We start from the raw sequence: 25,367 nt of genomic DNA on the forward strand, positions 1-25,367 counted from the left end.
GAATAGAAATTTATTTAATCATTGCGTTGACAAACGGAATACTCGCGCGGTATAATATCGGCATGGTAAACGGCAAAGGAAATTACATATCGAGCGCGGCGTGCGAGGTGAACAATGGGTGAAGTATTCCTCGACGCTTTTATCGACACGCTTTGGGTCCTGCCGTTCCTGCTCATCATGAACTTTATAATCGAGCTCGTCGAGTACCGCTCCAAGGGCCTTAAGGCGAACAAGGCGTTAAAGGGCGGGCTCGCGCCGCTCATCGGTTCGGGCGTGGGCATACTTCCGCAGTGCGGGTTCTCCGTCGTCGCGACCGAGCTATACAGTAAGCGCAGGATCGCGCTCGGCACGCTTCTTGCGGTGTATATCGCCACGAGCGACGAAGCGCTTCCCATAATGCTGTCGAGCTACGACGGGCTGAAAAAAGTTTGGCCTGTAATCGTTATAAAGGTATGCTTCGCGCTCATAGTCGGGTATTCCACGTTCCTTATAGAAAAGCTCGTATCCAAGCGTAAATCGACCCAACCGATAACGGAAGAAGCAAACGCAGAACATAGCCACGACCACGACCACGAGCACGAGCATGAGCATAGCGACGAGAACGAGGGCGAGGTCCATATACACGGCTGTCATCATCACAGCTTGGATGAGGAAGAAACCAAGCTTGATGAAACGGCTACCAGAAAACAAAAATTCGCGCGGGTGTGGAAGCTCTATTTAAAGCATCCACTGTTGCACACCGCAACCGTTATCCTATACATATTTATAGTAAACATCCTGTTCGGCATTACCGTCTACTATGTGGGCGAGGACAGACTTGCGCAGTTCATAGGCTCTACGGGATATCTTCAGCCGATCCTCTCGGGGCTAGTGGGGTTGATACCTAACTGCGCCGCTTCGGTTGTAATAACCGAGCTGTACGTAGTGGGCGGGCTCAACCTCGGCGGCGCGGTCGCGGGCTTGTGCGTTAGCGCGGGCATAGGCTACGCCGTGCTGGTTAAGCAAAATCGACCTATCAAGAATACCATACTCGTTATAGCGCTCATGTACGTGCTGTCGGTCGGCTTGGGAATGGTAGTTAACGTTATTGTATAAACGAGAGTTCGTAACGGGTGAGAGGCGTTACGAATTCTTTTTGTTTATCAGTTTCAACAAGTCCGATGCATTATACCGAATAGCGAACTCTATTTGTTCATAATTCCCAATTAACTTGACAAACCGCCGTGGCTGTATTATACTAATGTCATGGCTACTTTGTACAGGAAATACAGATCGCAGAGGTTCGAGGACGTTATCGGACAAGACCCGATAATAACGACTTTGACCAATCAGATAAAGCTCGGCAGGATAGGTCACGCATACCTTTTCACGGGCAGTCGCGGCGTGGGAAAAACCTCGTGCGCGCGCATATTCGCAAGGGCGGTCAATTGCCTTCATCCCGTGAACGGCAGTCCGTGCGGCGAGTGCGAGGTATGCAAAAAACTCGCCGCCGACAACGTGGATATAGTCGAGATGGACGCGGCGTCCAATAACGGTGTGGACGACGCGCGCGACATTCGCGAAAAAGTCAAGTATCTTCCCGTCGGGTGCAAGTACAAAGTATATATTATTGACGAGGTCCATATGCTTACGGGCGGAGCGTTCAACGCGCTTCTCAAAACGATAGAAGAACCGCCCGAACACGTTATATTTATTCTTGCGACCACCGAGCCGCAAAAGCTTCCGCAGACCATTCTGTCGCGGTGCATACGTTTCGATTTTAGGCTTGTGCCTACCGATATTCTCGCCAAGCATATAGCCAGGGTTTACGATCAAGAGGGTATTAAATACACCGAGGACGCCGTCGAGGAAATTGCGCGGCTGGGCGAGGGCAGTGTGCGTGACGCGCTGTCGGTTGCCGATACGCTTTCTTCCGCAGCCGAGGTCATTACGACGGACGTCGTCATGAAGCTCACGGGCGCGGGCGAGAGCGCGGCGATCGCCGATCTGTTCGAGCGCGTGGCGGCGGGCGATCTTAAAGGCACGCTCACCGAGCTCGATAAGTTCGCATCTCACGGCAAGTCGATGCCCGCGGTGTGCCGTCAGCTTATCGATTTTACGCGCAACGTACTCGTTGCCAAATCGGTCGGGCGCGCGAGCGCGGCGGGCGGGATAATCAACGCATCCAAGGCATCGCTCGATAAAATTTGCGACTGCGCCGACAAGTTTGAAATGAACGATATTTCGCGTATGCTCACCGAGCTGGGCGCGGCAGAGAACGGGCTTAAATACTCGGTCAATCCCCGCGTGTTCCTTGAAACGTCGCTCGTAACGCTTATATGCGGCGCAAAACGCGACGCCGATATTTTAAAGCGCATATCCGCTCTCGAAAATAACTCCGTAGGCAATCCTTCGGAGCAAAAAAAAAATAATCAAACCGTAACACAAAAACAACCCGAAACGCCCCCGCCCGCGAAGGAAGAGCCCGTCGCGGCGGTTACTGCTGTCAAAAAACAAGCGGAAGAAGCACCCGCGCCGCAACCGCCAAAAGAGGTCGAACGTAAGGCAGAAAAGAAACCTGTCGCACCTGTTGTCGACGACTACGATTATATCCCTCCGCCACCGCCCGACGATTACGCGCCTATCGACTACGCGCCGCCCGAACCCGATTACGCGCCGCCTCCGCAGCGCGCGCCGGGGAACGGACGCCCGAGCGCTAAGCTCAATATACGTCCCGCCGATGAGGGCGAGTTTAGACATTTGAGCGCGATCGTGCCGACGGGGCTCGAACTTCTCGGTAAGCTCGCGACGGCATTACGCAAGCGCGGCGATACGGCAAGTATCCGTATGCGGCAATTGCTTGCGCGTGGGGTGACGGTAAAGGAACGCGAGGAGTGTATAGGGTTCGTCACGCCCGATGAGACTTTCCTGCTTCTCGAAAACGAACAGGCTATCGGGCTATTGAACGAAGTGATAAGCTCCTTGGGCATAAAAAAGCGCGCGCGCATAGAACGCACCGCGGACGATCTTCACGAGGAAGATTTGGCAAGGGCGAGGGAATTGTTCGGGCGTGACGGAGTTTTTGAAAATTAGGAATAATGCCCTCATCCGTCACGGCTTGCGCCGTGCCACCTTCCCCAAATGGGGAAGGTTTGATTAAGGTCGAATTAATACAACACCCCGAAGGGGGCGAACCCTGAGCCCTGAGCCCTGAACCCTAAAAAATAAACGGAGTAAACAATGAAATACGGTTTTGTTCGTTGCGAGGCAATCACGCCTCGAATAAAGGTAGGCAATCCCAAGTACAACGCGGGCGAAATAATCAAGCTCATAGCCGAAGCGAAAAGCGACGGCAGTGAGATAGTCGTTTTCCCCGAGCTGTGCGTTACCGGCTATACCGCAATGGATATGTTCTTCACGCGTGACCTGCTGTCCGAAGCGGTAGAAGCGGTCAAGGCGATTGCGGCGCAAACGCCTAAGAATATGCTCGTGTTCGTCGGCGCGCCCATTGTCGAAAACGGCAGGCTTTACAACTGCGCGATCGCATTGAGTAACGGCAAGGTGCTGGGCGTGATTCCCAAAACCGAGCTTCCCGACTACGGCGAGTTCTATGAAAAGCGGTATTTTACTCCCAATGCGGGTGGCGTTGTTACGTGTTCGAGTCTCAATGCTCCCATGGGCGACGTTTTGTTCAAGTGCAAGAACTCAGAGCTTATCGTCGGCGCGGAAATATGCGAGGATATGTGGGCGGACGTTTCGCCGAGCGTTGATATGTGCCGTGCGGGCGCGACCGTTATTGCCAATCTTTCGGCTTCCGACGAGGTGGTCGGAAAAGCCGAGTACCGCAGATTGCTCGTTAGAGGAGTATCGGGTAAGCTCCACTGCGCTTATATCTATGCCGATGCGGGCTACGGCGAAAGCTCGACCGACGTCGTTTTCTCGGCGCACAATATCATTGCCGAAAACGGCAGTATTTTAAAAGAAAGCGCACCGTTCGAGTGTGAGGTTACGGTGGTGGATATCGACTTCGAGCGGCTCGACGCGGAACGACGCAAAATAGGTGTTAAACAGCCGTCGCGTAAGTACGAGTTCGTCGAGTTCGAGCTCGAAGATACGACGGGGCGTAAAGACAAAAACGCATTGCTTCGCACAGTGGGAAAAGAACCGTTCGTACCGAGCGAGCAGGACAGGAAGGCGCGTTCCGAGCTCATACTGAATATGCAAACCCAAGCGCTCAAAAAGCGCATGGAAAGCACCAAATCCAAAACGCTCGTTTTGGGCGTTTCGGGCGGGCTCGATTCGACCTTGGCGTTGCTTGTTTGTGCGCGTGCGACCGAGGCTAAGAATATAGTCGCCGTCACCATGCCGTGCTTCGGCACAACCGATAAAACGCTTAATAATGCGCACGCGCTGTGCAATGCGCTCGGCGTGGAGCTCAAAACGATAGATATAAAAAACACTGTCACTGCGCACTTAAAAGACTTGGCGCACAATAAGACCGACGTAACGTACGAAAATGCGCAGGCGCGCACGCGCACTATGACTTTATTCGATCTTGCAAATAAGACGAACGGACTCGTGGTCGGCACGGGCGATCTCAGCGAGCTTGCGCTCGGTTGGGCGACCTACAACGGCGATCATATGTCGGCGTACGGCGTGAACGCGGGCGTGCCCAAAACGCTCGTCAAGTGCTTGGTCAAAGCGGAAGGCGAGCGGGTAGGCGGCAGTCTGAAAACCGCCGTAGAGGGTATTTTGAAAACGGAAATCTCGCCCGAGCTTCTGCCGCCCGAAAACGGAAAGATCGCGCAAAAGACGGAGGACATACTCGGTAAGTACGAGTTGCTTGATTTCGTGATATATTACTATCTTAGGTACGGGTTCTCGCGCGATAAGATTGCTTTCCTTATGGACTGCGCTTATCCTGACGAGAAGCCGGAAGAAAAGGCTAAGGCTATCAACACGTTCTATACCAGGTTTTTCAGGAGCCAGTTCAAGCGGTCATGTCTGCCCGACGGTGTCAAGATCGGGTCGGTGTCGCTGTCGCCGCGGAGCGATTTCAGATTGCCCTCAGACTTAGAATGATTAGAAAATAGAGAAAAACTTAAAGTTTTCTTGCTTCTTTGTTAAGGCGGGAGAGAATGGCGTAAAGTAATTAAAAATGTTAAGAATTTACTCGGGTGTAGCGGTGAATAAACCACCCGAGCACATACCCGACACTGAAAGTTTCTTGCTTACTTCTTTGAAAAGAAGTAAGTTTTTAATCAAATTCTAATAATTATCATATTTAATATTAATAATCGTCCGTTATAATATATAATGTAGAAAAATAGTGGGTTTAGTTCGTTTGGATCAAGTTCGTTGCACAAACTGCGGTAGTACCGCGATCATACCCGATGGCACGGGCGAGTTTTGCAAGTGCGAAGCCTGCGGCAGTACGTTTAGCGTAAAGAAAGCCGAGGCGTTTTCGCGCGTCGTTCTCGACCACACGCAGGACGTTCGCGCCTGGCGCGAGTACCTCGCAAAACAGCTCAAACTCCAACAGGATAGCAACAAGGCGCGCGATTACAGCGGCGTTAAGCTTTTCGCACAGAAAATTCTTTCGGTGCTTCCCGACGACTTTTGCGCGCTGTACTACTCGGCGCTTGCCGATAGGTACTCGTCGAGCGACGCGGCGTTCGTCGACTTTTTGAAAAACGCCTCGCTTAGCGGCGTTACGCCCGACGAGCGCAAAGAGGTGGCGGGCTCGGTCGTCGCCACCGTCGAACCGAAATACCTCGACGACGTAAAAGCGTTTATCAAGCGCGCATATCCCGACACTTACGAAAAGTTCAATCCCATACTCGATCGCAATATCAAATTACATATTCAAAAACTTCGGTACGCCAAAGTCACCGATCGCGACGTGTTTATTTGCCACCGCACCGCCGAGCCCGATCAGGACATAGCCGACGCTATATGCAGTCGGCTCGAAGAACGCGGGCTTAGGTGCTGGATCGCGCCGCGCAATATCCTCGCCGGCTCGCAAAACTACGAGCGCGACATTTTAAAGGGTGTGGAGAACTGCCGCGTATTCTTGCTCGTTTCTTCGTTCAAGTCTATATATTCGGAGGACTGCGAAACGGAGCTTAAAGCGGCGGTGCTTGCCAACAAGGCGCTGTACAGCTTCCGCATAGACGACACGCCGTACGACGGCGCGTTCGAACGCGCGCTCCGCGACGTTCAGTGGCTGGACGGGAGCGACGATCCGTATGCGCATCTTGAACAGCTCGTTATAGACATTCGCGGCATACTCGCCAGAGACGAGCGCGAAAAAGCCGAGCTCGAAGAAAAGCGGCTCGCCATGCGCGAGCGCGAGCGCATAGACGCCGAGAACCGCCGCAAGAAAGAACAGGAACGGCTCGACCGCTTGGAACGCATAGTGACGGGCGGTGCGGGCGCTACGGGTGCGCCGTCCGCCGTTTCGCTCCGCTCCAAGCTTCGCCGCGCCGAGATAGAATTGCAGTCACAGAATTTCGACCGCACGCAGGACATTTGCGACGAGGTGCTGGATATAGATCCCGAATGCGCGCAGGCGTGGTGGCTACTCATGCTTTGCGACTACCGCGTGACGAGCGACGAACAGCTTATAGCTTCCGGCTCGGACTTCATGTCGCACAGGTACTATAAGAACGCAATGCGGTTTTCCGACGATGAGCCGAGCGTCGAGCGCAGGCTCACTCAGGCGGTCACCGATTACCAAACCCGCACTGTCAAGTCCGTCGTGGAAAAGCTCGACCAAGCCGAGCACTGCTATAACGACGAGGATTGGGCGGGGGTGAGCACTTGGCTCGACGAGTGCGCGGAAGTATTCTCCGACGAGAACTCCGTTATCTTCGGCAAGTTCCCCGACGTGGCGAGCCGTTTCTATTGGTTGAGCCTTTGGGCTAAGTACGAGCAGACCCCGCTAGTGTGCGTTGAGGATATCACACGCGAGACCGAGTATAAAAAAGCGGTAAAATACGCTTCGCCTGCGCAGTCGCGAGAGTACGACAAGGCGCGCGAAACGGTGTCGCGCAACGCGCAAATGTTCCTGCGCGAGCGCAGCAAAAAGAGCGAGAACGACAGCAAGCTAAGCGACTATCTCGTCGATAACAAGAATATTCTTCCAATCGACGTGTACAATCAATATTCGTCAATGCTGTACTTCCGCAAAATGCTCAAAGCCCTGAACATGACCGAAACGAGCATTAAGCTTTCGACGATAGACATTTCGACCAACGAGTATTTCATGCTCGCGTATGCGTGCGCGACCGACGAGCAAAAAGACGAATACGACGTGCTGTTAAAGCGGCTTGAAAAAAACCGCTCGGCGAAGAATACGGTAAAGAACAAGATAGACGAGGTCGCCGCGGCGCACGACAAGGTCAAGCAGGAAAAGGTTGAGCACAAATCGAGTAAAAAGAATACGATTGCAACGGCGTTTGCGTTTTTGTCGTATTTGTTCATGGTGTTCGCACTGATCGCCTATATAGCGATAGAGGAAGACGAGTGCGGCGCGATGCTGATAATAAGTGCGGTGCTTCGTATCGTGAGCGACGCCATACGGCTCGATAAAAAACTGCCTATCAATAAGAGCGGTGCAATGCTTGCAGGTATCAATTTGGGCATAAGCTTAGTCGTACTGGTAATCGTCGGGTGCGTGCGAGTGCTCGGGGATATGATGGTCAATCAGTTCTCCGCGATAATAGCAGTGACCTTTGCTTCGATTATTATTTCTTCGCTTAGCATAAAAAAATACAAACGACAATCTTAACGATTTTTGAGAGGTGTAAACTATGGCGGAATTAGTCAAGTTCACAGGCAATAATGCCGAGCTGTTCGTGCGCGAGTGCGCGGACGGACTTCACGCGAAAGCGCAGGTGGTAGTGCCCGAAACGCATACCGTGCTTTTGATAAAGGACGGCGTCGTGTCGGAGGCGCTCGGCGCGGGGCGGCATAATATCTTCGATACCGAGAACGGCGTGTTCAGGCAAAAGAAGGACAGCGACGTTGCGACGGTCGAGTTCGTGTTCATAAGCAAGACGGCGAAGCTTCCCATGCTCTGGGGCACGGCTACGCCTATTAAGACGCGCGATCCGCAAACGGGCGTACCGGTTTCGATCGGCATAAACGGCGAGCTCGAATTCAGAGTCAAAACGCCCAAGCAGTTCTACTTGGAGCTTGTCGGCGCGGACACCGAGTACAGCGTGGATAAGCTTAAAAAGCGTTTGCTATCAAGGCTCATGAGTATAGTCGAGCCGATAGTAGCCGAGGTCATGCGCACGGCTAATATAAGCTACACCGAGTTCACCGAGAAGAAGGTGGTAATATCCGAAAAGCTCAAAGCTAAGCTTGCCGAGATCTTTGCGAGCGAGTACGGACTCGAACTTTGCTCGTTCACGGTGGCGAGCGCAATCATTTCGGACGCCGATATCATGGCAATCGAGCGCAAGCGCGACGAGCTCAAACACGCGCAAAAGGTTTGCCCGTCGTGCGGGAGCGCGGTCAGTCTTACCGCCAAATTCTGCGCCGAGTGCGGCGCGTCGCTCGTCGAGCGCGTTTGCGAGTGCGGCGCGAAGCTGGATGCTAACGCTAAGTTTTGCTCGCAATGCGGCAAAAAGGTAAAATAGGATAAAGGAGTAAAGCTATGGGCTTTTGTTTTTCCAAACCCGATAAAAAGAAGTTGTTGCAGGAAAGCCGCGAACTCGTTGAAAACAACGCGCGGCTGCTTGCCGTTTGTAAGGAGCTTGCTACGGGCGAGCTTCAAGATAGCGTAGAGCGCGCGTATAACGCGGTCAAGTTCATGACCCCCACCGCCAAGGCGGGCGCGACGCAGGTCGATAAGAAAATCAACGCGCTCGCTGGCGATCTCAAAATCGCGCTCAGCAAGAGCAACGACCGCGGACTGTTGCAAGCCGAGGACATTATAAAAGACCTCAATATTGCGATCACGGAAAGAAACGCGTATTAACAATAAGGAGCTATCATGTTCGGTAGAAATAAGTTTAAAAAGCTCAAACGCGAGGACGTAGTCAACGCGATCATAGAGCAAACGAAGCAGCAGGAAGACCTCGAAAACGGCATACTCGCAAAGTCCGCCGAGGTCGAAAAGCTCATGGAGCGCGGGCGCAAGGAAAAGAACCGCGACATCAAGCTTTTGTGCGCCAAAAAGATCAACACGCTTCAAGAAGAGATCAAGCGCGACACCAAGCGCGCGGCGTTTCTCATTTATAACGTCAAGCTTCTCGAAAAGCTTAAAGCGGCTATCGACGATAATCAGTTTATCGAGAACACGACCAAGCTTCCGCTTAACAAGCTTTTGAGCGACCAGAAAGCGCTCGCCGCGTTCCTTCAAAGCTCGGTGCAAAACCGCACCGCCGCCGAGGATGCGCTTACGAGCGCGGACGAGCTTTTCGGCGCGTACGAGCAAGCCGCGGACAACGATCAAAGCCCTATCTATGCGACTTCGAGCTCGGATGACGAGCTTCTCGCCATGTTCGAAATGCAGGAACAGCTCGACAGCGAAAGCACGTTCGATTCGGACTTTGCGGCGGATAGCGCTAAACGTACCGACCCTATTGAGGGCTAAGCCATGACCGAAGATACTCTTTTGCGGCAGTTCGATATGCTGTACTCGTCGGCGCAGTCGGCGCAGAGCGCGGGGCAGTATAACAAAGCCAAGAGCGAATACTACCGCGCGGCGGGCATTATGACCGAGCTTGCCAAGCAGTCGGGCGAAAATCTTAAAGCCGCGCGTATCGAGCGCGCCAAGCGCATAATAGCTATCGCCGACTCCCTTCCACAGTCCGCGCCGAGAAAGGCTGCGCCTTCGCGGCCCGTGGGCGGCGGAGCTAACGGGGCGGACGACGACGAAGGCGCTAAGTTCGAGGCGGCGGGCATACCCGACGTTACGTTCGAGGACGTAAAGGGGCTCGAAGCCGCTAAGGAAGCTATACGCATAAAAATGATCTATCCGCTCGAACACGGCGACGTGTACGCGGCGCTCGGTAAAAAGTCGGGCGGCGGCGTGCTTTTGTACGGCCCGCCGGGAACGGGCAAGACCATGCTCGCCAAGGCGGCGGCGCATGAGGCCGGCGCGGCGTTCTACGCTGTCAAGTGCTCTGATATAGTAAGCAAGTGGGTGGGTGAGTCAGAAAAGAATATCGCCGCGCTATTCGAAACTGCGCGAAAGCAAGACCGCGCGATAATATTCTTCGACGAGCTCGACTCGCTGTTCTTTAAGCGCGGCACGGACGTGCATAACGATAGGCGCGTCAACGAGCTTCTTCAACAGATAGACGGATTTTCGAGCAAGGGCTCGGGGCTGATGATCCTCGGCGCGACCAACAATCCTTGGGCGGTCGACGACGCGGCTATGCGCCCCGGGCGGTTTAGCCAAAAGGTGTACATACCTCTGCCCGAGCCTGTGGCGCGGCGCGCAATGCTTTCTTCCAAGCTGAATAAGCTCCGCACCGACGGCAGTATAGATATAGACGGGCTTGTGGCGCGCACCGACGGGTTCTCGGGCGCGGACATGACCGAGCTTATAGACAGGGCTACCGATTTTCCGCTTAGGCGTTCGCTCGCGGGCGGCGGGATAAGCTCGCTGACAATGCAGGATATGCTCGACGCACTTAATCACGTAAGACCGTCCGTCGACGCGGCAACGGTAAGAAAGTTCGAGAAGTGGGAGAGAGAGTGATCAAAAGTTCGTAATTCGCGGTTGAGTTTAATTAAAAATTGCGAATTACGAATTTTCTTTATCGCTTGCATTTTGCTCTTGCGTAGTGTATAATATATTCAATCAAACTCCTAAGGAGAAACATTCGTGGAAATAGCCAATCGTGCTAAATTGATTTCGCCGTCGCTTACTCTCGAAATAACGGCGCGCGCAAAAAAGATGAAAGCGGACGGAATGCGCGTCGTGTCGTTCGCGGCGGGCGAGCCCGACTTCAATACTCCCGATTACATTATCGCGGCAGGTGAGGAAGCGCTTAAAAAGGGCATGACAAAATACACGCCCGCGGCGGGTACTGTCGAGCTTCGCGCCGCGATCTGCAATAAGTTAAAGAACGACAACGCGCTTGATTACGCGCTAAGTAATATTGTCGTAAGTAACGGCGCTAAGCATTCGCTTTTTAACGCGTTCATGGCGATACTCAATCCCGGCGACGAGGTCATCATTCCTTCGCCGTACTGGCTGAGCTATCCCGAGCTCGTAAAAATGGCGGGCGGCGTTCCCGTGTTTGTCGAGACCAAGGCGGAGAACAGCTTTAAGATAACCGCCGCCGAGCTCGAAGCGGCGATCACCGACAAGACCAAGGCGTTCATTCTTAACAACCCCAACAACCCGACGGGTGCGGTGTACACGCGCAGCGAGCTCAACGCGCTCGGCGCGGCGATAGAGAAGCACGAGATTTTTGTTGTGTCAGACGAGATCTACGAAAAGCTCACTTACGAGCGCCGTCACCACTCGATCGCTACGTACTCCGACATATTAAAAGAACGCACTATCGTCATTAACGGTATGTCCAAGACCTATTCCATGACGGGCTGGCGCATAGGCTATGCCGCGGCTAACGAGCAGATCGCTTCCGCCATGACGAGTATGCAGAGCCACAGCACGTCCAACCCGAACACGATCGCACAGTACGCTTCGCAGGTCGCGCTTGCCGACAAGTATCACGGCGACGCGTTCCTGGAAGATATGCGCGCCACGTTCGACGCGCGCCGCGCGCTCATGATGCTCAGGCTCAAACGCATCGGTTTGGATTATATCGAGCCGAAGGGCGCGTTCTACGTTATGGCATCGATAAAGAAATATATCGGCAAGAGCATAGAGGGGCAGCGTATCCGCTCGGCGTACGACTTTGCGTCCATACTTTTGGAGCAGGTGCAGGTCGCGGTCATTCCTTGCGAGGGCTTCGGCGCACCCGAGTATATACGGCTTTCCTACGCCGCGTCCGAAAAAGACATAGAGCGCGGACTGGACGCGATAACGAGTTTCGTATCGCAGCTTATTTAATAATTAAACTTCGGTAATCAACGGTCTAACCGTTATACAATAAATACTTATAGCAAGGAGTAACTAACTATGATTTCCGTTATCTACGGCGTAAAAGGCAGTGGCAAAACCAAGCGTATCACCGACGCGGCGAACGCGGTCGTCGAAAAGGCGAGCGGTCAGATCATTTTTATCACCGATAACAACAGCTCGCTCGGCATTGCGCCCAACGTAAAGTTTATCAACGTTGCCGAATACGGCGTACGCAATACATACGAGCTCAGCGGCTTCCTTAAAGGCATGGCTGCTACCAACTTCGATATTCAGTACGTGTTCATTGACGGATTGAGCAGACTTTTGGCGGTTGAGCCCGAAGCGCTCAAACCCATTTTCGACACCATGGAAAAGCTCACGGACACCGACTTCATGGTCACCGTTTCGTCTGACAAGCTGCCCAATTACATGAACAAGTACAATCAGGTAAATGACTGATATTAAGTACACGTCCACGCGCGACAAGAGTGTGTGCGTAGACGGTGCGACGGCGATACTCGACGGCATATCGGCGGACGGCGGACTGTTTGTTCCCGTGAGTCTGCCCAAGCTCGAAGTAAAGGACTTCTGCGGGCTTGATTTTGTCAAGCGCTGCGATAAGCTGTTGTCGGCGTTCTTCGAGTTCGATACGTCGGGCGTTTCCGCTGCGGCGTATAAAGACTTCGAGGACGATCCCGCGCCCGTAGTCAAGCTGGACGACAATATGTTCATGCTCGAACTGTGGCATGGCAAGTCGCACGCGAGCAAGGATATTTCGCTGTGCGCGCTCCCGCTATTGATCGCCCGCGCAAAAAAGGCTAAGGGCGAGGACAGTAAAACGCTCGCGCTTGTTGCGGCGGACGGCGATACGTGTAAAGCCGCGCTCGAAAGCTTTAAGGATACGGATGGCGCGCAAGCTTGCGCGTTCTATTCTGCGGACGGCGTCAGCGAAATGCAAAGGTTCGAACTTCAAACGCAGTCGGGCGACAACGTGTGCGCTGTGGGCGTAAACGCCGATCTTGACAAAATGAAAGCCGCGGTACGCGCGGCGATAAGCGACGAAAGTTTAAGAACTAAGCTCGCCGCCGATAATATTAAGGTAACTCCCGTCGACTCGATCAACTTCGGTTCGGTCGTGCCGCAAATCGCATACTATTTTTCGGCGTACGCAGATCTTGTCGACAGCGGCGAAATAAACGTCGGCGACGAGATAGACTTCGTCGTGCCCACCGGTAATTTCGGCAATGCTCTTGCCGGATACTACGCCAAAAAGATGGGCGTGCCGATAAACCGCTTGGTGTGCGCCACGAACGAGAACAAAGTTCTCTGCGAGTTTATGGATACGGGCGAGTACGATATCAACCGTCAATTATTCAAGACGGACAGTCCCGCACTCGACGTGCTTATTGCGAGCGACATAGAGCGGCTGCTGTTCGATCTCTGCGGCGACGACGGGCTTATAAAAGAGCGCATGGCGTCACTCGAAGCGAGCGGCAGATACTCGATCACGCAGGACGAGATCGATAAAATTCACGCCATATTCGCTTGCGACTTCGCCGACGACGATGAAACGGACGACGCGATTTTCGATACGTTCGACGAGTACGGCTACGTTGTCGACACGTACACGGCAATAGGCTGTGTGGTTGCGACAAAGCGTGAATATGTTCGCCCGACGGTGATCGCGGCTACGGTAAACCCGTATAAAACCGCTCCCGCAGTGCTCCGCGCGCTCGGCGAAAGAGCGGAAGAAAAGCCCACGCTCGATACGTTCAAACAGCTCGAAGAATTATCGGCAATGGATATTCCGCAGTCGCTTGCAGATGCGTTCACCGCTCCCGTAAGGTTTACGGAAGTGATCGAGCCCGATAAGATAATCGAATATTTACAATTAAAAATTAATAATTAAAGATAGCTAATAGTTTATTATGGATAATCAAGAGCAACAACAAAATAAAAAACGCGTGTTCTCGGCGATCAAGCCTACGGGCAACCCCACGCTCGGCAACTACCTGGGCGCAATGCAGTACTGGGGCAGAATGAGCGACGAGTACGACTGCTTGTTCGCCGTTGCGGACTTGCACGCTATAACGGTCGCTATTGAGCCCAAAGAGCTGCGCGAAAACACCAAACGCCTGTTCGCGCTTCTTATCGCAATGGGCGTCGACCCGCAAAAGAATATACTGTTCTTGCAGTCGCACGTTACGGCGCACGCCGAGCTCGGCTGGCTTCTCAATAACTACACCATGTACGGCGAAGCGAGCCGCATGACCCAGTTCAAGGACAAGAGCAAGAAAGCCCCCGACAATATCAATGTGGGACTTTTCGATTATCCCGTACTCATGGCGGCGGACATACTCCTGTACCAAGCGGATATAGTCCCCGTCGGCGACGACCAAATGCAGCACGTAGAGCTGTGCCGCACGATCGCCAATCGCTTCAATAACCGTTACAGCCCGACCTTCGTCGTTCCCGAGGGCAAGACTCCCAAGGAAGGCGCGCGCATATACTCGCTTGCCGACCCCACGGCGAAAATGGGCAAGAGCGAGGGCGCGGGCGACGGCTCTGTGTTCGTGCTCGACAATCCCGAGGACATCATGCGTAAGTTCAAGCGCGCGGTGACCGATTGCGACGCAAAGGTGTACGCTTCGCCCGACAAGCCGGGCATAACCAACCTGTTGACCATTTACGCGTCGCTTAATAATATGACGGTCGCGCAGGCGCAAAAGGAGTTCGAGAACAGCGACTACGCCAACTTCAAGCTGCGCGTAGGCGAGGCGGCGGTAGAAAAGCTTCGCCCCATTCGCGAAAAGTACGACGAGCTTCGCCGCGACGATAAGGCGCTCGCCGACATCATGAAGTCGGGCGCGGAGCAGGCGGCACGCATTGCGCACAGAACGCTCGAAAAAGTATATAAAAAGATAGGGTTCGTAAGAATTTAATGTACGGCTATATCGTTCCCGATAAGAATACTTTGCGCGCGAGCGACTTCGTGCTGTACCGATCGTTCTATTGCGGTATGTGCTGCGAAACGGGCAGGGCATACGGTCAGCTTCCGCGGTTCACCACTAACTACGACTTCGCGTTTCTGTCGGCGCTCATGCATGATTATGCACAAGCCGACGTAGTGATAGAGGAACGCCCGTGCGTGCTCAACCCCCACAAGAAAGCGATATTACAGCATAACGCATTGCTATCTAAGCTCGCCGCAACCAATATCATGCTGTGCTACCAAAAGGCGGACGACGGCGTAAAGGACGGCGACGGCGCAAAGTACCGAATACTTCGAAAGGCGCTCAAACGCCCGTTCAGAAAAGCGAAAGCGGCTTGCCCCGAGGTGTGGGAGCGCATAAAAGCGTTCGACGCCGAACAGCAAAAAGTCGAAAAGACAGGGGTGCAGAGCCTCGACCGCGCCGCAGATCCCTTTGCGTCGCTCATGCGCGACCTGCCCGTTGTTATTTTAGGCGCTCAAACCGATGACAATCTCAAAGGATTGTGCTATAATATAGGTAAGTTCGTCTACCTCGTCGACGCGCTCGACGATATTCAGGACGACTTCAAGAAAAAGCGGTACAACCCCTTTCTTGCGGCGTTCGGCGGCTTCGACGGCAGAGCAAAATTCATCGAACAGCATAAAGCCGAATTAGAGTTTTGTCTTTTCACCGTATGCTCGCGCGCCGAAAGCTGTTTTCGAGGGCTTCGGCTCACGCAAAGCTATACGCTCCTCGACAACGTTGTTACCAAGGGGATGCGTGGCAAGACAAACGAACTTCTCGGCTCGACCAAAAAGCTTAAAAACCCGAGAATATAATCCTATTAAAAATACCTTAATTCAAACCTTCCCCAAATGGGGAAGGGGGACCGCGTAAGCGGGGGATGAGGGCACTAATAAAATTTATCCTATAAGGAGTTATAATGAAAGACCCCTATGCGGTATTGGGTTTGGACAGGAACACCGACCCCAAAACCTTAAAAGCAAAATACGACGAGCTTCACGCCAAGTACAGCGAGCAACGCTTCAAGTCGGGCGAGGAAGGCAACGAGGGCGCGCGCAAGCTTCAAGAACTCGAAGAAGCTTGGGTCGTTATCAACGCGAATATCGAGCGCGACAGCAAGACTTCGTCGTTCGACGGCGATTACAGCAAGATCGATATGCTTATCCGCGACGGCAAGTACAATGAGGCGCAGGATATCCTCGATAGTATTCAGGACAGGAAAGGCGAATGGCACTATATGCAGGCTATCGTTTTCTATAAGCGCGAGTGGCTGACCGAAGCCAAGACCCAGCTCGAAATGGCGATCCGCGACGAACCCGAAAACCGCAAGTACCGCGAGAGTCTCGACAAGCTCAATCTGTCCATGAACGGCACGCCCCCGCCCGTAAACAACACGAACGCCAACGCGGGCGGCTATAACGGGCAGCCGTATAACGACGGCGGGCAACCGACCCAACAGCAGCAGGATATGTCCAACTGCTTGTCGTCGTGTTGCTGCGCGTACTGCCTTACCGACTGTCTTTGTAACGCAATGCGGTGTTGCTAACTCGGCGGCACACTCATCGCGTGATGCGGACTACGTGCGGCAAACCGCCTTGGTCATGTAGGTGGGTCTACACTCCCGTCGGCGGCTTGTCGCCTGTTGCCCGCCTGACGCGCGATTGAGCCGCCGAGAGTAAGTTTTGTTTGTCAATTAATTCGAGGTTTTAATGCGCGTTGCCACCAAAAAACTGACGACCGCTGCGGTATGTACTGCGCTCGCCGTCATCATGTGTACGCTCACGGCATATTTGCCGCTCAGCTTTATGCCGTTATACTTAGCGGCATTTTGCATATTTTTGGCGTGCAAACGCGGAAGCGTGGCGTACGGCGTGCTGTGCGCACTCGCTTCGATTGGGCTTATGTTCCTAATGACGGGGCTGTCGGTCAAGTGGCTGACATTCGTTATAATGTTCGCGCCGTACGGAATAGTGACCGTGTTCTTGCACAAGTTCGATTACCGCAAACCCAAAACGGCGATCATCCGTGCGTTGATAACGATAGCGTATTTTAACGCAACGTTCGGTGCGCTGTACGCAATCGTCGTCAACGTGGCTACCGTCGGTATCGATATAAATATCGCCGAGTGGGCGAACAGAGTAGGCGGTTATGCCGTGCTCGCGGTGATAGCGACCGTCGTGCTCGTTCCGCTCGATTTCATTTTTTGTGTTACTGCGGCGACCGTGCTTAAAAAAATCCCCGCGCCCGTCACGCGCAGGGAAGCGGATAATAAAAAACCCGAACAGCCCGCGCCCGATACCCAAACCAAAAAATACGACGACGTTTTCGGTTACGAGATAATCGAAAAACAAGACGAGCAAAATAAAGATAATACACAGTAAAAAACGGTTGAAAAAACTCAACCGTTTTTATTTTAATTTAATCGAATATTTCGTCTAAGAACTTTTGCGCTTCGGCGAAATGCTGACCGATCGTCGCCGACACGTGCGCGTCTGAGCCGAGCATGGGTTTGATCCCGCCCTTTTGCTTGTACGCTTTTAGGAAGTCGGCGCGTGGCAAGCGCATTTCGCCGCCGGCGTTGGTGTTCTCCTCGAACCGCACTTTGCGGGCAATTGCCTTGTCGATAATCTCGTCCATAAACGGCTTAAAGGTTTGGTAGTCCATCACGTAGTCCTTGCTCGGCGCGTAACGCTCGGGGAAGCCGAGATGTCCTATCGTCGAGAACTCGTACGGCGCGTCTAGCGAAGCTTTTACGCATTCGAGGTACGCCGCGAATGTGTTGTGTTTGCCGTTTCTGAACTGCTCGTTGGGGTGCCAATAGTGCACGCTGTTTATAATATACTCGAACGGCAGATCGTTGATTATCGCGTACGACTGCTCGGCGGTATGCGCTTCGAACCCGACTTCCAAGCCTATATAAATAGTAAGATCGGGATTGGCTTTTTTGACCTTTTCCCACGCCGAGAAGTATTTATCGAAGTCGATAGGCGGGTAGTCAAGCCAATGCCCGACGTCGATATGGTCGGTGACGATAAACCCGCGTAAGCCCCGTTCGCGCACGGCGTCTACTATGCGCTGCGGCTCGTCCGCGCCGCAACCGTTGGCGTCGGGCGAGAACCGACTGTGCAGGTGACAGTCCATGCCGCTAAGGTCTGTATCGTAGGGAATAAGCTTCATAGTGTCCTCCACGTGCTTGTATTATACACCGCGTTTTTCGCGCTGTCAAGCCGTTACGTTTTTGCCCTCGTTGATTAAACGCAAGGTTTTCTTGCTCGCTTCTTTCCAAAAAGAAGTATGAAAAACGGAAAATAAATTAATTATATGTATTGACAATACAAACAAATAGGTGTATCATATACTATATATAAATGATACGTGCAGAGTTGCACGATCGGGGGAATGATTGTGAAAGCAAAACGCATTATCGCAATAGTCGCAGTATTTTGCGTGTCGTTGTTTGCGAGCGCGCTCGTGGCGTGTGGCAAACGCGACCTACCGGATCAAGATACGCCGGTTACCTATACGGTAACCTTCGACTACAACTACGACGGCGCGCCCAACAGCGGCGTGTACAAGACCGAAACGGTGGACGAGGGTAAAACGGTGCCCAAACCCGCCGACCCCACTCGCGGGGGGGGGTATGTCTTTGACGGTTGGTCGACCGATAAGGCTATCAATACCTCGTGGAGCTTCTCCACGGTGATCACAGCGGACGTGCGCTTGTACGCGCAGTGGACGGGTTCGGGCTCGCAGGAAAAAACGCTTTCGGGCATAATCGTAACGAGCAATCCGACCAAAACCGCTTACACGGTGGGCGACGAGCTCGATATAACGGGGCTTATCGTTACCGCCAATTACAGCGACAATACGAGCGCGACGGTGCCCGTATCTTCGTCTATGCTCAGCGGCTTCGATATGAATAAGTCCGGCGTGCAAACGGTAACCGTAACGTACGAGGGCAAGACCGCAACATTCGACATTACCGTCACGTCGGACAGAGCGCTTTCGAGTATTGAAATAACCCAAAACCCGACCGTTACCGAATACATGGTAGGCGAGGATCTCGATTTGACGGGTCTCGTCGTTACCGCGGTTTACGATAACAATACCGATAGAGTTATCAACGTAACGCTCGATATGGTTTCGGGCTACGACAAGACTGCGGCTGGCAAGCAAACGTTGACCGTAACCTATACCGAGGACGGAGTAACCAAGACCGCTGATTTCGAAGTTACGGTAACGCCCGTAAAAACGCTTACCAGAATAGAACTTGTAAAAAGACCTGATAAGACCAACTATCTCTTGGGCGAGGATCTCGACTTAACGGGTATCTCGGTTAAGGCGTACTTCTCCGACAATACAAACAAAGCGATATCGGTAACTTCCGCCATGGTTTCGGGCTTCGACAGCACGACTGTTGGCATAAAGACGATAACGGTATCTTATACCTCGAACGAACTAACCAAGACCGTTGACTTTACCGTAAACGTGTCGGAAAAATCTTATACTCTCGTTTATGACGTAGGCACGCGCGGCGAAGCGATGACAAGCGAAACGCTTAAATTGAGCACGCTCCCCGCAGGCGGCAAAAAGCTCGGTAAACCCACTGTTAAAGCTGCATCTAAGGCTAACGGCTACTATTTTGTCGGGTGGAAGCTCGGTACTACTGTGGTCACCGCGATAACTTCGGATATCCTGATTGCGACGGATGGTGCCACCATCACCGTGGTTGCCGAATACTCCAATATGTACACGGTAACTTTCGTATCTAACGGCGGCAGTGCGGTCGCGTCGCAGAATATCGCATTCGGCGGTAAAGTGCAAAAGCCCGCGGATCCCACGTTTGAAGGTCACGTATTCCTTGACTGGTACAGCGATCAGGGCTGCACCGATTTGTGGGATTTCGACGAGGATACCGTAAGCGGTAATTTGACGCTCTACGCCCAGTTCGGCGAAGCGGCGGGCGACGGCATCTACCTTGTCGGCTCCGTGTTCGACGGCGATTTGTTCACCGAAGGTTCCGCAAGGGATAAAGCTAAGTTCAAAGTAACGCAGACCGGAACTAATTACAGAATAACGAATATCACACTCACCGAGGGCGACTATTTCGAGTTTGTCAGCTATCAGAACGCTGCGATCGACGAGACCGATACCGTTATAGCCGATTACAACACGTACATCGCGGGCAACGCGGAAGTTCGTCCCGCTATCATGGCGATCGAAGCGGACAACAAAGGCAGAATAAAAGTCAAAACGCTTACGGGCGCTCCTACGGGCGCAACTTGGACGATCGCCTTCGGCACGAACGCAGAAGGTAATTACGCGACTTTCACTCTCGACGGCTATATTGCATTGCGTGATCCCTCTAACAATAACAATACTATTGTAGAAACAAAAGACGAGAAGGGCGTGATTTATTTGCGCGGTACTTTCTCGGGCGACTTTTTAACGTGCAGAGCGTGGTCAAGCGACAGCAGCCTTATAACTACGCACTACAATTCGACTGACAAAAAATATTACTTCACCAAGGTATATCTTAAAAAGTACGACGATTTCAAAGTATACATTGGCGGCGCGGGCAATAACGGTTGGTACGGCGGAGCATATGCCGCGAACGAGGCGTTTGAGCTTTCCACCACGGGCCCGAATATTGTTCTTAGTAATATAAGCGATGGCTATTATAACATTGTATTCGAAAACGGCGCGACTAATAAATATTTGACTATTACGCCGTATAAGAATATAGTGGTAACTAAGAAAACGAATGCAAACATTTTTGTAGGTTCTGTCCCTACCAATCAGTTTACCGTGCAGGTTGACGGCAAAAACGCCGAGTATACGGTTGTAACCACCGACGCTGCCGAAAGCGGCACGAACACCGTTAAGCTCCTTGTCGGTAATGCAGTGGTCGAGTATGAATATAATGCGACCGAGGTAGTAGCGGAACGTATCGAAATTGAAACGAATCCGAGCAAGACCAATTATTATGTAGGCGATACAATCGTTTTGACGGGTATAAAAGTTGTTCGCTACTATAACAGCGGCAAGACGGAAATTGTGCCCGTAATAGATTGTACTGCGGAAGCGTTGCCTACTTTTGTAGACGTTGCCGATAAGCTTAACGGTAGCGAGACCATTGATATCGAGATAACAACGACCGACGGATTAAAAGCGACTTTCCCCGTCACCGTCAAAAACAAGCTTACGGGCATAACGTTAACCACTACGAATGTAAAGAATTCCTATTTTGTAGGCGATACGCTAGATAAGACTAACCTCGCAGTTACAGCGGTATTTAACAATAACAACGAAATAACGCAGAGCGTGGCCCTCAGCAACTGTGCCATTGAAGCCGATTTGACGAGTGCAGGCAATAAGCAAGTAACCGTAACGTTCAATGGTCAAACCGCTTATTACCCTATAGAAGTTAAAGCCGTCGTGCTTGAAAGTATCACGGTTACGCTCGGTGCAACTATGCCGAGTTATACAATCGGTCAAACTCTCACTAAAACGGGCATAACAGTTACTGCGCATTACAACAACGGTGATACTAACGTCGTGGTCGATTACACGCTCAGCGCCGATATGAACACGGCAAACACCACGCCCGTAACCGTAAGCTATACGGAGGGCGAGGTCACCAAGACCTACACGTTTGATATCAATGTAGCTCCGCTTACTGTCACGTTCCAAAATCAAGACGGAACTACGTTCAAGACTGTTACCGTTAATACGTTCAGTACGGCTATCGCCGAGCCCAGCGACAAGCCTACGAGAGATCACTACACTTTCGATAAATGGGTATTGTTAAGCAACGACGAGTTTGACTTCGACAACACGCTCGTAGAGCGCGATTACACGCTTAAACCTACTTGGACGGCTAATGTCTATACCGTTACGTTCGATAAAAATGGCGCGGATGAACCTGATTCGGCGTTCCCTGCGCAAAACGTAACGTATCCTAACAAAGCTACGGCGCCTACCGTCACGCCTACTAAGGCGGGACATACCTTTGTCGGCTGGGTGATTGGCAGCGAGACAGGCGCGGCATTTAACTTCGGTGCGGCAGTAACGGGTAACGTTACGCTTGTAGCAAAGTGGTCGGCAAAGAATGTTTACACCGTTACGTTCTACGATACCGATAACTCTGTTTTGTCTACACAGGGCGTTGAAGACGGGGAGACCGCTACGAGCTACACTCCCGAGAAGATCGGTTACACGTTTGGAGGATGGCAAAAAGCGGGCGCTGCCTTCGACTTTACTACTCCTATTACGGGAGCGACAAGCCTCTTTGCAACGTGGACTTTGAATACGTATACTATTACGTACAATCCGAATAACGGTACTTTGTCGGGTGTGACCGACAATAAGCAAGAGTATACCGTTGAGAGCGACAGCGTAACGCTTGCTACGCCTACGCGCGACGGATATATGTTTGCGGGCTGGTTCACCAACATAAACGACCCGTCTACCCAGGTAGAAAGCGTAGACTTGACCGATCCCAAAAACTACAACCTTACCGCAAAATGGACGGTGCTCACGTTTACCGTTACGTTCAACAGTAACGGCGGTTCGGCTGTAACAGGCTCGCCATTTACAGTAAATTACGGCGATAAGGTTACTAAGCCTTCCAATCCCACCAGAGCCGGTTATGAATTCAAAAAGTGGTGCGTAGATTCTACGACACACATCGAATGGGTCTTTGCCGAAAATACCGTAACGGAAGATATCGAACTTGTCGCGCATTGGGAGATCATTAACTACACGATCACCTATTATACTTACGACGGCACGGTAACTCCGGCAAATCCGACGAAGTATACGGTTACAAACGGCACGGTTGATCTCAACGATGCGGAAAAGAGAGGCTATACTTTCGACGGTTGGTTTACGAGCGCGGATGATAACGGCACAGAGGTAACAGCACTTACTGTCAGTGTATTCGGCGGCGGAAAATCAATTACGCTTCACGCACACTACACGCAAAAGACTTATGCAGTGACGTTCGACCTTAATTATGAGGATGCGGATATCCTCGAACCCGTCATCGTTAACTACGGCGCTACGGTTTCTGCACCCGATCCTGCGCCTACTCGCGACGATTACACCCTTGTCGGATGGTTTACTGATAAGGCATTCAATAACGAGTGGGACTTCGATACTGAAATTACCGACAGCAATACTACCGACGACAACAAGTTGACTCTTTACGCTAGGTGGACTCCTAAGACTAAGCAGAACGGTGTTTATGCGAATGGCCAATTTGTAAAAGAACTTGTTCCTGACGGCGATAGTGATACCAAACTCATGGTTATGGGTGCTCTGCTGAAAGAAGACGACGTGATTACGTTCTGGTATAATAAGAAACAGGTTACCAAGAATGTATGGGTGCGCGGCGGCTCGGCTATGGACGGTGAACATATTAGCGGCGACAATTATGACGAAATCACCGTGCATACCAGCGGATATTTCAATATTTATTATAATCCCTCGGATAACTCTTGGGAAGGCGGATTATGGGTTACGTTTGAAGGCGCATACGTGGAGAGCAATCTCAAACCCGGCGACGGTTTGTACAACGGCGATACCAAGATTATCGACCTAGTGCTTAATGCGGATGGCGTAAACGAGGCTAAGACCGATAAATTCGACCTTACCGAAGAAACTACCATTAAGGTTATATATGGTGGCGAACAGGTAAGAGTTGTTCAAAAAGATAACTGCCCCATAGGCACGTTTAACGACGACGGCACTGTAACGCTTGGCTCGGGTACCGATTACGAGTTCTACCTGCGCTATTCCGATAATGCATTGTGGATAAACGGTACTCCGGATGTTCCCGTATCGACCGAAATGACAATAAACTTCTCGGTTGACGGAATATTCGACTCCCCCATAAAAAATGTAAAAATTCATGCTTGGGGTAGCGGAGATTACACGACGTACAATGTAACTGAAATGACAGGCACGGATGGATACAACTTTACCTTTACGGTTGATTGGGATGCTGCCAAGGGAAATATAAAAGGTGTTATAATTATGTTCCAGCAAGGTAGTAATTCTTGGACGGCTAAGAGTACAGACTTTACAACGGACATTGGCGCGGGACAATCGATCAACATTACGTTCGTTGATTGGAACAATACAATTTACGGTGAGATAAATTGGAGTACTTGGTCCAGCATTCCGTTCGACATGGAAGAAATAGCTTAATAAAACTTATATTTATTACAAAAGCGCGGGGCGAAAGCCTCGCGTTTTTGCGTGCGGAAAAGAATGAAAGGCGAAAAATGATACGCATAACCACCTGCAAACATATCCTAATGCAAAGGTTTCTTGGTTACTTCTTTGGCTAAAGAAGTAACCCAAAAATAATTGCCTTTTTTTCGGCGTTGTGATATAATTTTAACGGTATGGTAGATTTCGAAAGCGTACTTAACAAGCATAAGTTCAAATACAAAAAGGCGTTAGGGCAGAACTTCATTTTCGACGAGGATATTCTCGACGAGATAGCGGAGAAGGGCGGCGCGGACGGCGAGTGTGTTGTCGAGATCGGCGCGGGCTCGGGCAGTTTGTCGTACTTCATTGCAAAGCGCGCAAGGCGGCTGTGCTCGTTCGAGATAGACGAAACGTTGTTCCCCGTGCTTGCCGAAACTCTCGACGGGTTCGAGAACGTTCAGCTTTTCAGCAATAACGTGCTCGAAATCGGTATCGAGACCGTAGATATGCTCATAGGCGAGAAGTATGTGGTAATAGCCAATCTTCCGTACTACGTAACAACGCCGCTTATATTCCTTTTCCTCAAATCGACCGAGTGCAAGTCCATAACGTGTCTTGTGCAAAAGGAAGTTGCAGAGCGCATTTGCGCTAAGGACGGCAGTGATTTCGGCGCGCTCTCGTGCGCAGTCCAGGCGGTGGCTAACCCCACGCTAGTGCGCGAAATCAAGTCGTGGGACTTCACGCCCATGCCCGAAGTGGACAGCGCGCTCATTCGGCTCGACCGCATAGAGGGCGCGGCGCTCACCGACGAGTTCGACGCGTTTATCAAAAACTGCTTCGCGCAGAAACGCAAAACGCTCGTGAACAATCTCACCGCCGTCGGCATAAATAAAGACGATATCACGACCGCGCTCGACGAATTAGGATACAAGCCCACTGCGCGCGCGGAAGAACTCGGCGCGGCAGGACTGAAAGCGCTGTATGAAAAGATAGGGCATAAATAAGGATGAGAATTATAGTGCCCTCATCCGTCGCTACGCGACACCTTCCCCAAATAGGGAAGGCAATACAAGTAAAGCATAATCACATTTACATTATTTAACATAAAGTTTTCTTCG

General features: G+C 51.8%; 18 protein-coding genes. 17 read left to right on the plus strand and 1 reads right to left on the minus strand.

Annotated elements, in window-relative coordinates:
- The first annotated feature begins 114 nt into the window (after positions 1–114).
- The 15 genes from HDT28_02055 to HDT28_02125 all read left to right on the plus strand — a co-directional run bounded on the left by HDT28_02055 (position 115) and on the right by HDT28_02125 (position 17,411).
- Positions 115–1,095 carry an arsenic efflux protein gene (locus HDT28_02055; protein ID MBD5131367.1) on the plus strand — a complete coding sequence of 327 codons (981 nt, stop codon included), beginning with the start codon at positions 115–117 and terminating at the stop codon, positions 1,093–1,095.
- A gap of 150 nt (positions 1,096–1,245) precedes the next feature.
- Positions 1,246–3,072 (plus strand): DNA polymerase III subunit gamma/tau, encoded by a 1,827-nt coding sequence (gene dnaX, locus HDT28_02060; GenBank protein ID MBD5131368.1) that lies wholly within the window; start codon positions 1,246–1,248, stop codon positions 3,070–3,072.
- A gap of 147 nt (positions 3,073–3,219) precedes the next feature.
- Positions 3,220–5,061: an NAD(+) synthase gene (locus tag HDT28_02065; GenBank protein MBD5131369.1), complete on the plus strand. Its 1,842-nt coding sequence runs from the start codon at positions 3,220–3,222 to the stop codon at positions 5,059–5,061.
- A gap of 262 nt (positions 5,062–5,323) precedes the next feature.
- Entirely contained in the window at positions 5,324–7,771 is a 2,448-nt protein-coding gene (locus tag HDT28_02070; protein ID MBD5131370.1) for a toll/interleukin-1 receptor domain-containing protein, read from the plus strand.
- 22 nt (positions 7,772–7,793) lie between these two features.
- Entirely contained in the window at positions 7,794–8,627 is an 834-nt protein-coding gene (locus HDT28_02075) for an SPFH domain-containing protein (protein ID MBD5131371.1), read from the plus strand.
- Positions 8,628–8,644: 17 nt separating this feature from the next.
- Positions 8,645–8,968 (plus strand): hypothetical protein, encoded by a 324-nt coding sequence (locus tag HDT28_02080; protein MBD5131372.1) that lies wholly within the window; start codon positions 8,645–8,647, stop codon positions 8,966–8,968.
- Between the two features lie 15 nt (positions 8,969–8,983).
- The gene (locus HDT28_02085) at positions 8,984–9,586 is read left to right on the plus strand and encodes a hypothetical protein (protein MBD5131373.1); all 603 of its coding nucleotides are present in this window, start codon (positions 8,984–8,986) and stop codon (positions 9,584–9,586) included.
- 3 nt (positions 9,587–9,589) lie between these two features.
- Positions 9,590–10,699: an ATP-binding protein gene (locus tag HDT28_02090; protein MBD5131374.1), complete on the plus strand. Its 1,110-nt coding sequence runs from the start codon at positions 9,590–9,592 to the stop codon at positions 10,697–10,699.
- Positions 10,700–10,825: 126 nt separating this feature from the next.
- Positions 10,826–12,022 carry a pyridoxal phosphate-dependent aminotransferase gene (locus HDT28_02095; protein MBD5131375.1) on the plus strand — a complete coding sequence of 399 codons (1,197 nt, stop codon included), beginning with the start codon at positions 10,826–10,828 and terminating at the stop codon, positions 12,020–12,022.
- A gap of 69 nt (positions 12,023–12,091) precedes the next feature.
- Positions 12,092–12,493: a hypothetical protein gene (locus tag HDT28_02100; GenBank protein ID MBD5131376.1), complete on the plus strand. Its 402-nt coding sequence runs from the start codon at positions 12,092–12,094 to the stop codon at positions 12,491–12,493.
- Positions 12,486–13,943: a threonine synthase gene (locus HDT28_02105; protein MBD5131377.1), complete on the plus strand. Its 1,458-nt coding sequence runs from the start codon at positions 12,486–12,488 to the stop codon at positions 13,941–13,943. The genes HDT28_02100 and HDT28_02105 overlap by 8 nt, the downstream gene beginning before the upstream one ends.
- 19 nt (positions 13,944–13,962) lie before the next feature.
- Positions 13,963–14,976 (plus strand): tryptophan--tRNA ligase, encoded by a 1,014-nt coding sequence (trpS, locus tag HDT28_02110; GenBank protein MBD5131378.1) that lies wholly within the window; start codon positions 13,963–13,965, stop codon positions 14,974–14,976.
- A complete protein-coding gene (locus HDT28_02115; protein ID MBD5131379.1) occupies positions 14,976–15,845 on the plus strand; it encodes a hypothetical protein in 870 nt (289 codons plus the stop codon). Before trpS ends, HDT28_02115 begins: the two co-directional genes overlap by 1 nt.
- A gap of 104 nt (positions 15,846–15,949) precedes the next feature.
- Positions 15,950–16,576, plus strand: coding sequence for a hypothetical protein (locus HDT28_02120; protein ID MBD5131380.1), 627 nt, complete (start codon positions 15,950–15,952; stop codon positions 16,574–16,576).
- 163 nt (positions 16,577–16,739) lie between these two features.
- Positions 16,740–17,411, plus strand: coding sequence for a hypothetical protein (locus tag HDT28_02125; GenBank protein MBD5131381.1), 672 nt, complete (start codon positions 16,740–16,742; stop codon positions 17,409–17,411).
- A 37-nt stretch (positions 17,412–17,448) separates the two neighbouring features.
- Here HDT28_02125 and HDT28_02130 read toward each other — a convergent pair whose 3' ends face one another.
- Positions 17,449–18,207, minus strand: a complete 759-nt coding sequence (locus tag HDT28_02130) for a histidinol-phosphatase HisJ family protein (GenBank protein ID MBD5131382.1) — start codon at positions 18,205–18,207, stop codon at positions 17,449–17,451.
- Between the two features lie 228 nt (positions 18,208–18,435).
- Here HDT28_02130 and HDT28_02135 point away from each other — a divergent pair, with 228 nt between their 5' ends.
- Positions 18,436–24,243, plus strand: a complete 5,808-nt coding sequence (locus HDT28_02135; GenBank protein ID MBD5131383.1) for a hypothetical protein — start codon at positions 18,436–18,438, stop codon at positions 24,241–24,243.
- A gap of 200 nt (positions 24,244–24,443) precedes the next feature.
- Positions 24,444–25,253, plus strand: coding sequence for a ribosomal RNA small subunit methyltransferase A (gene rsmA, locus HDT28_02140; protein ID MBD5131384.1), 810 nt, complete (start codon positions 24,444–24,446; stop codon positions 25,251–25,253).
- The last annotated feature ends 114 nt before the right edge of the window (positions 25,254–25,367 follow it).

This window comes from Clostridiales bacterium (genome assembly GCA_014799665.1).
In the GTDB taxonomy this organism is placed as follows: Bacteria; Bacillota; Clostridia; order Christensenellales; family Pumilibacteraceae; genus Anaerocaecibacter.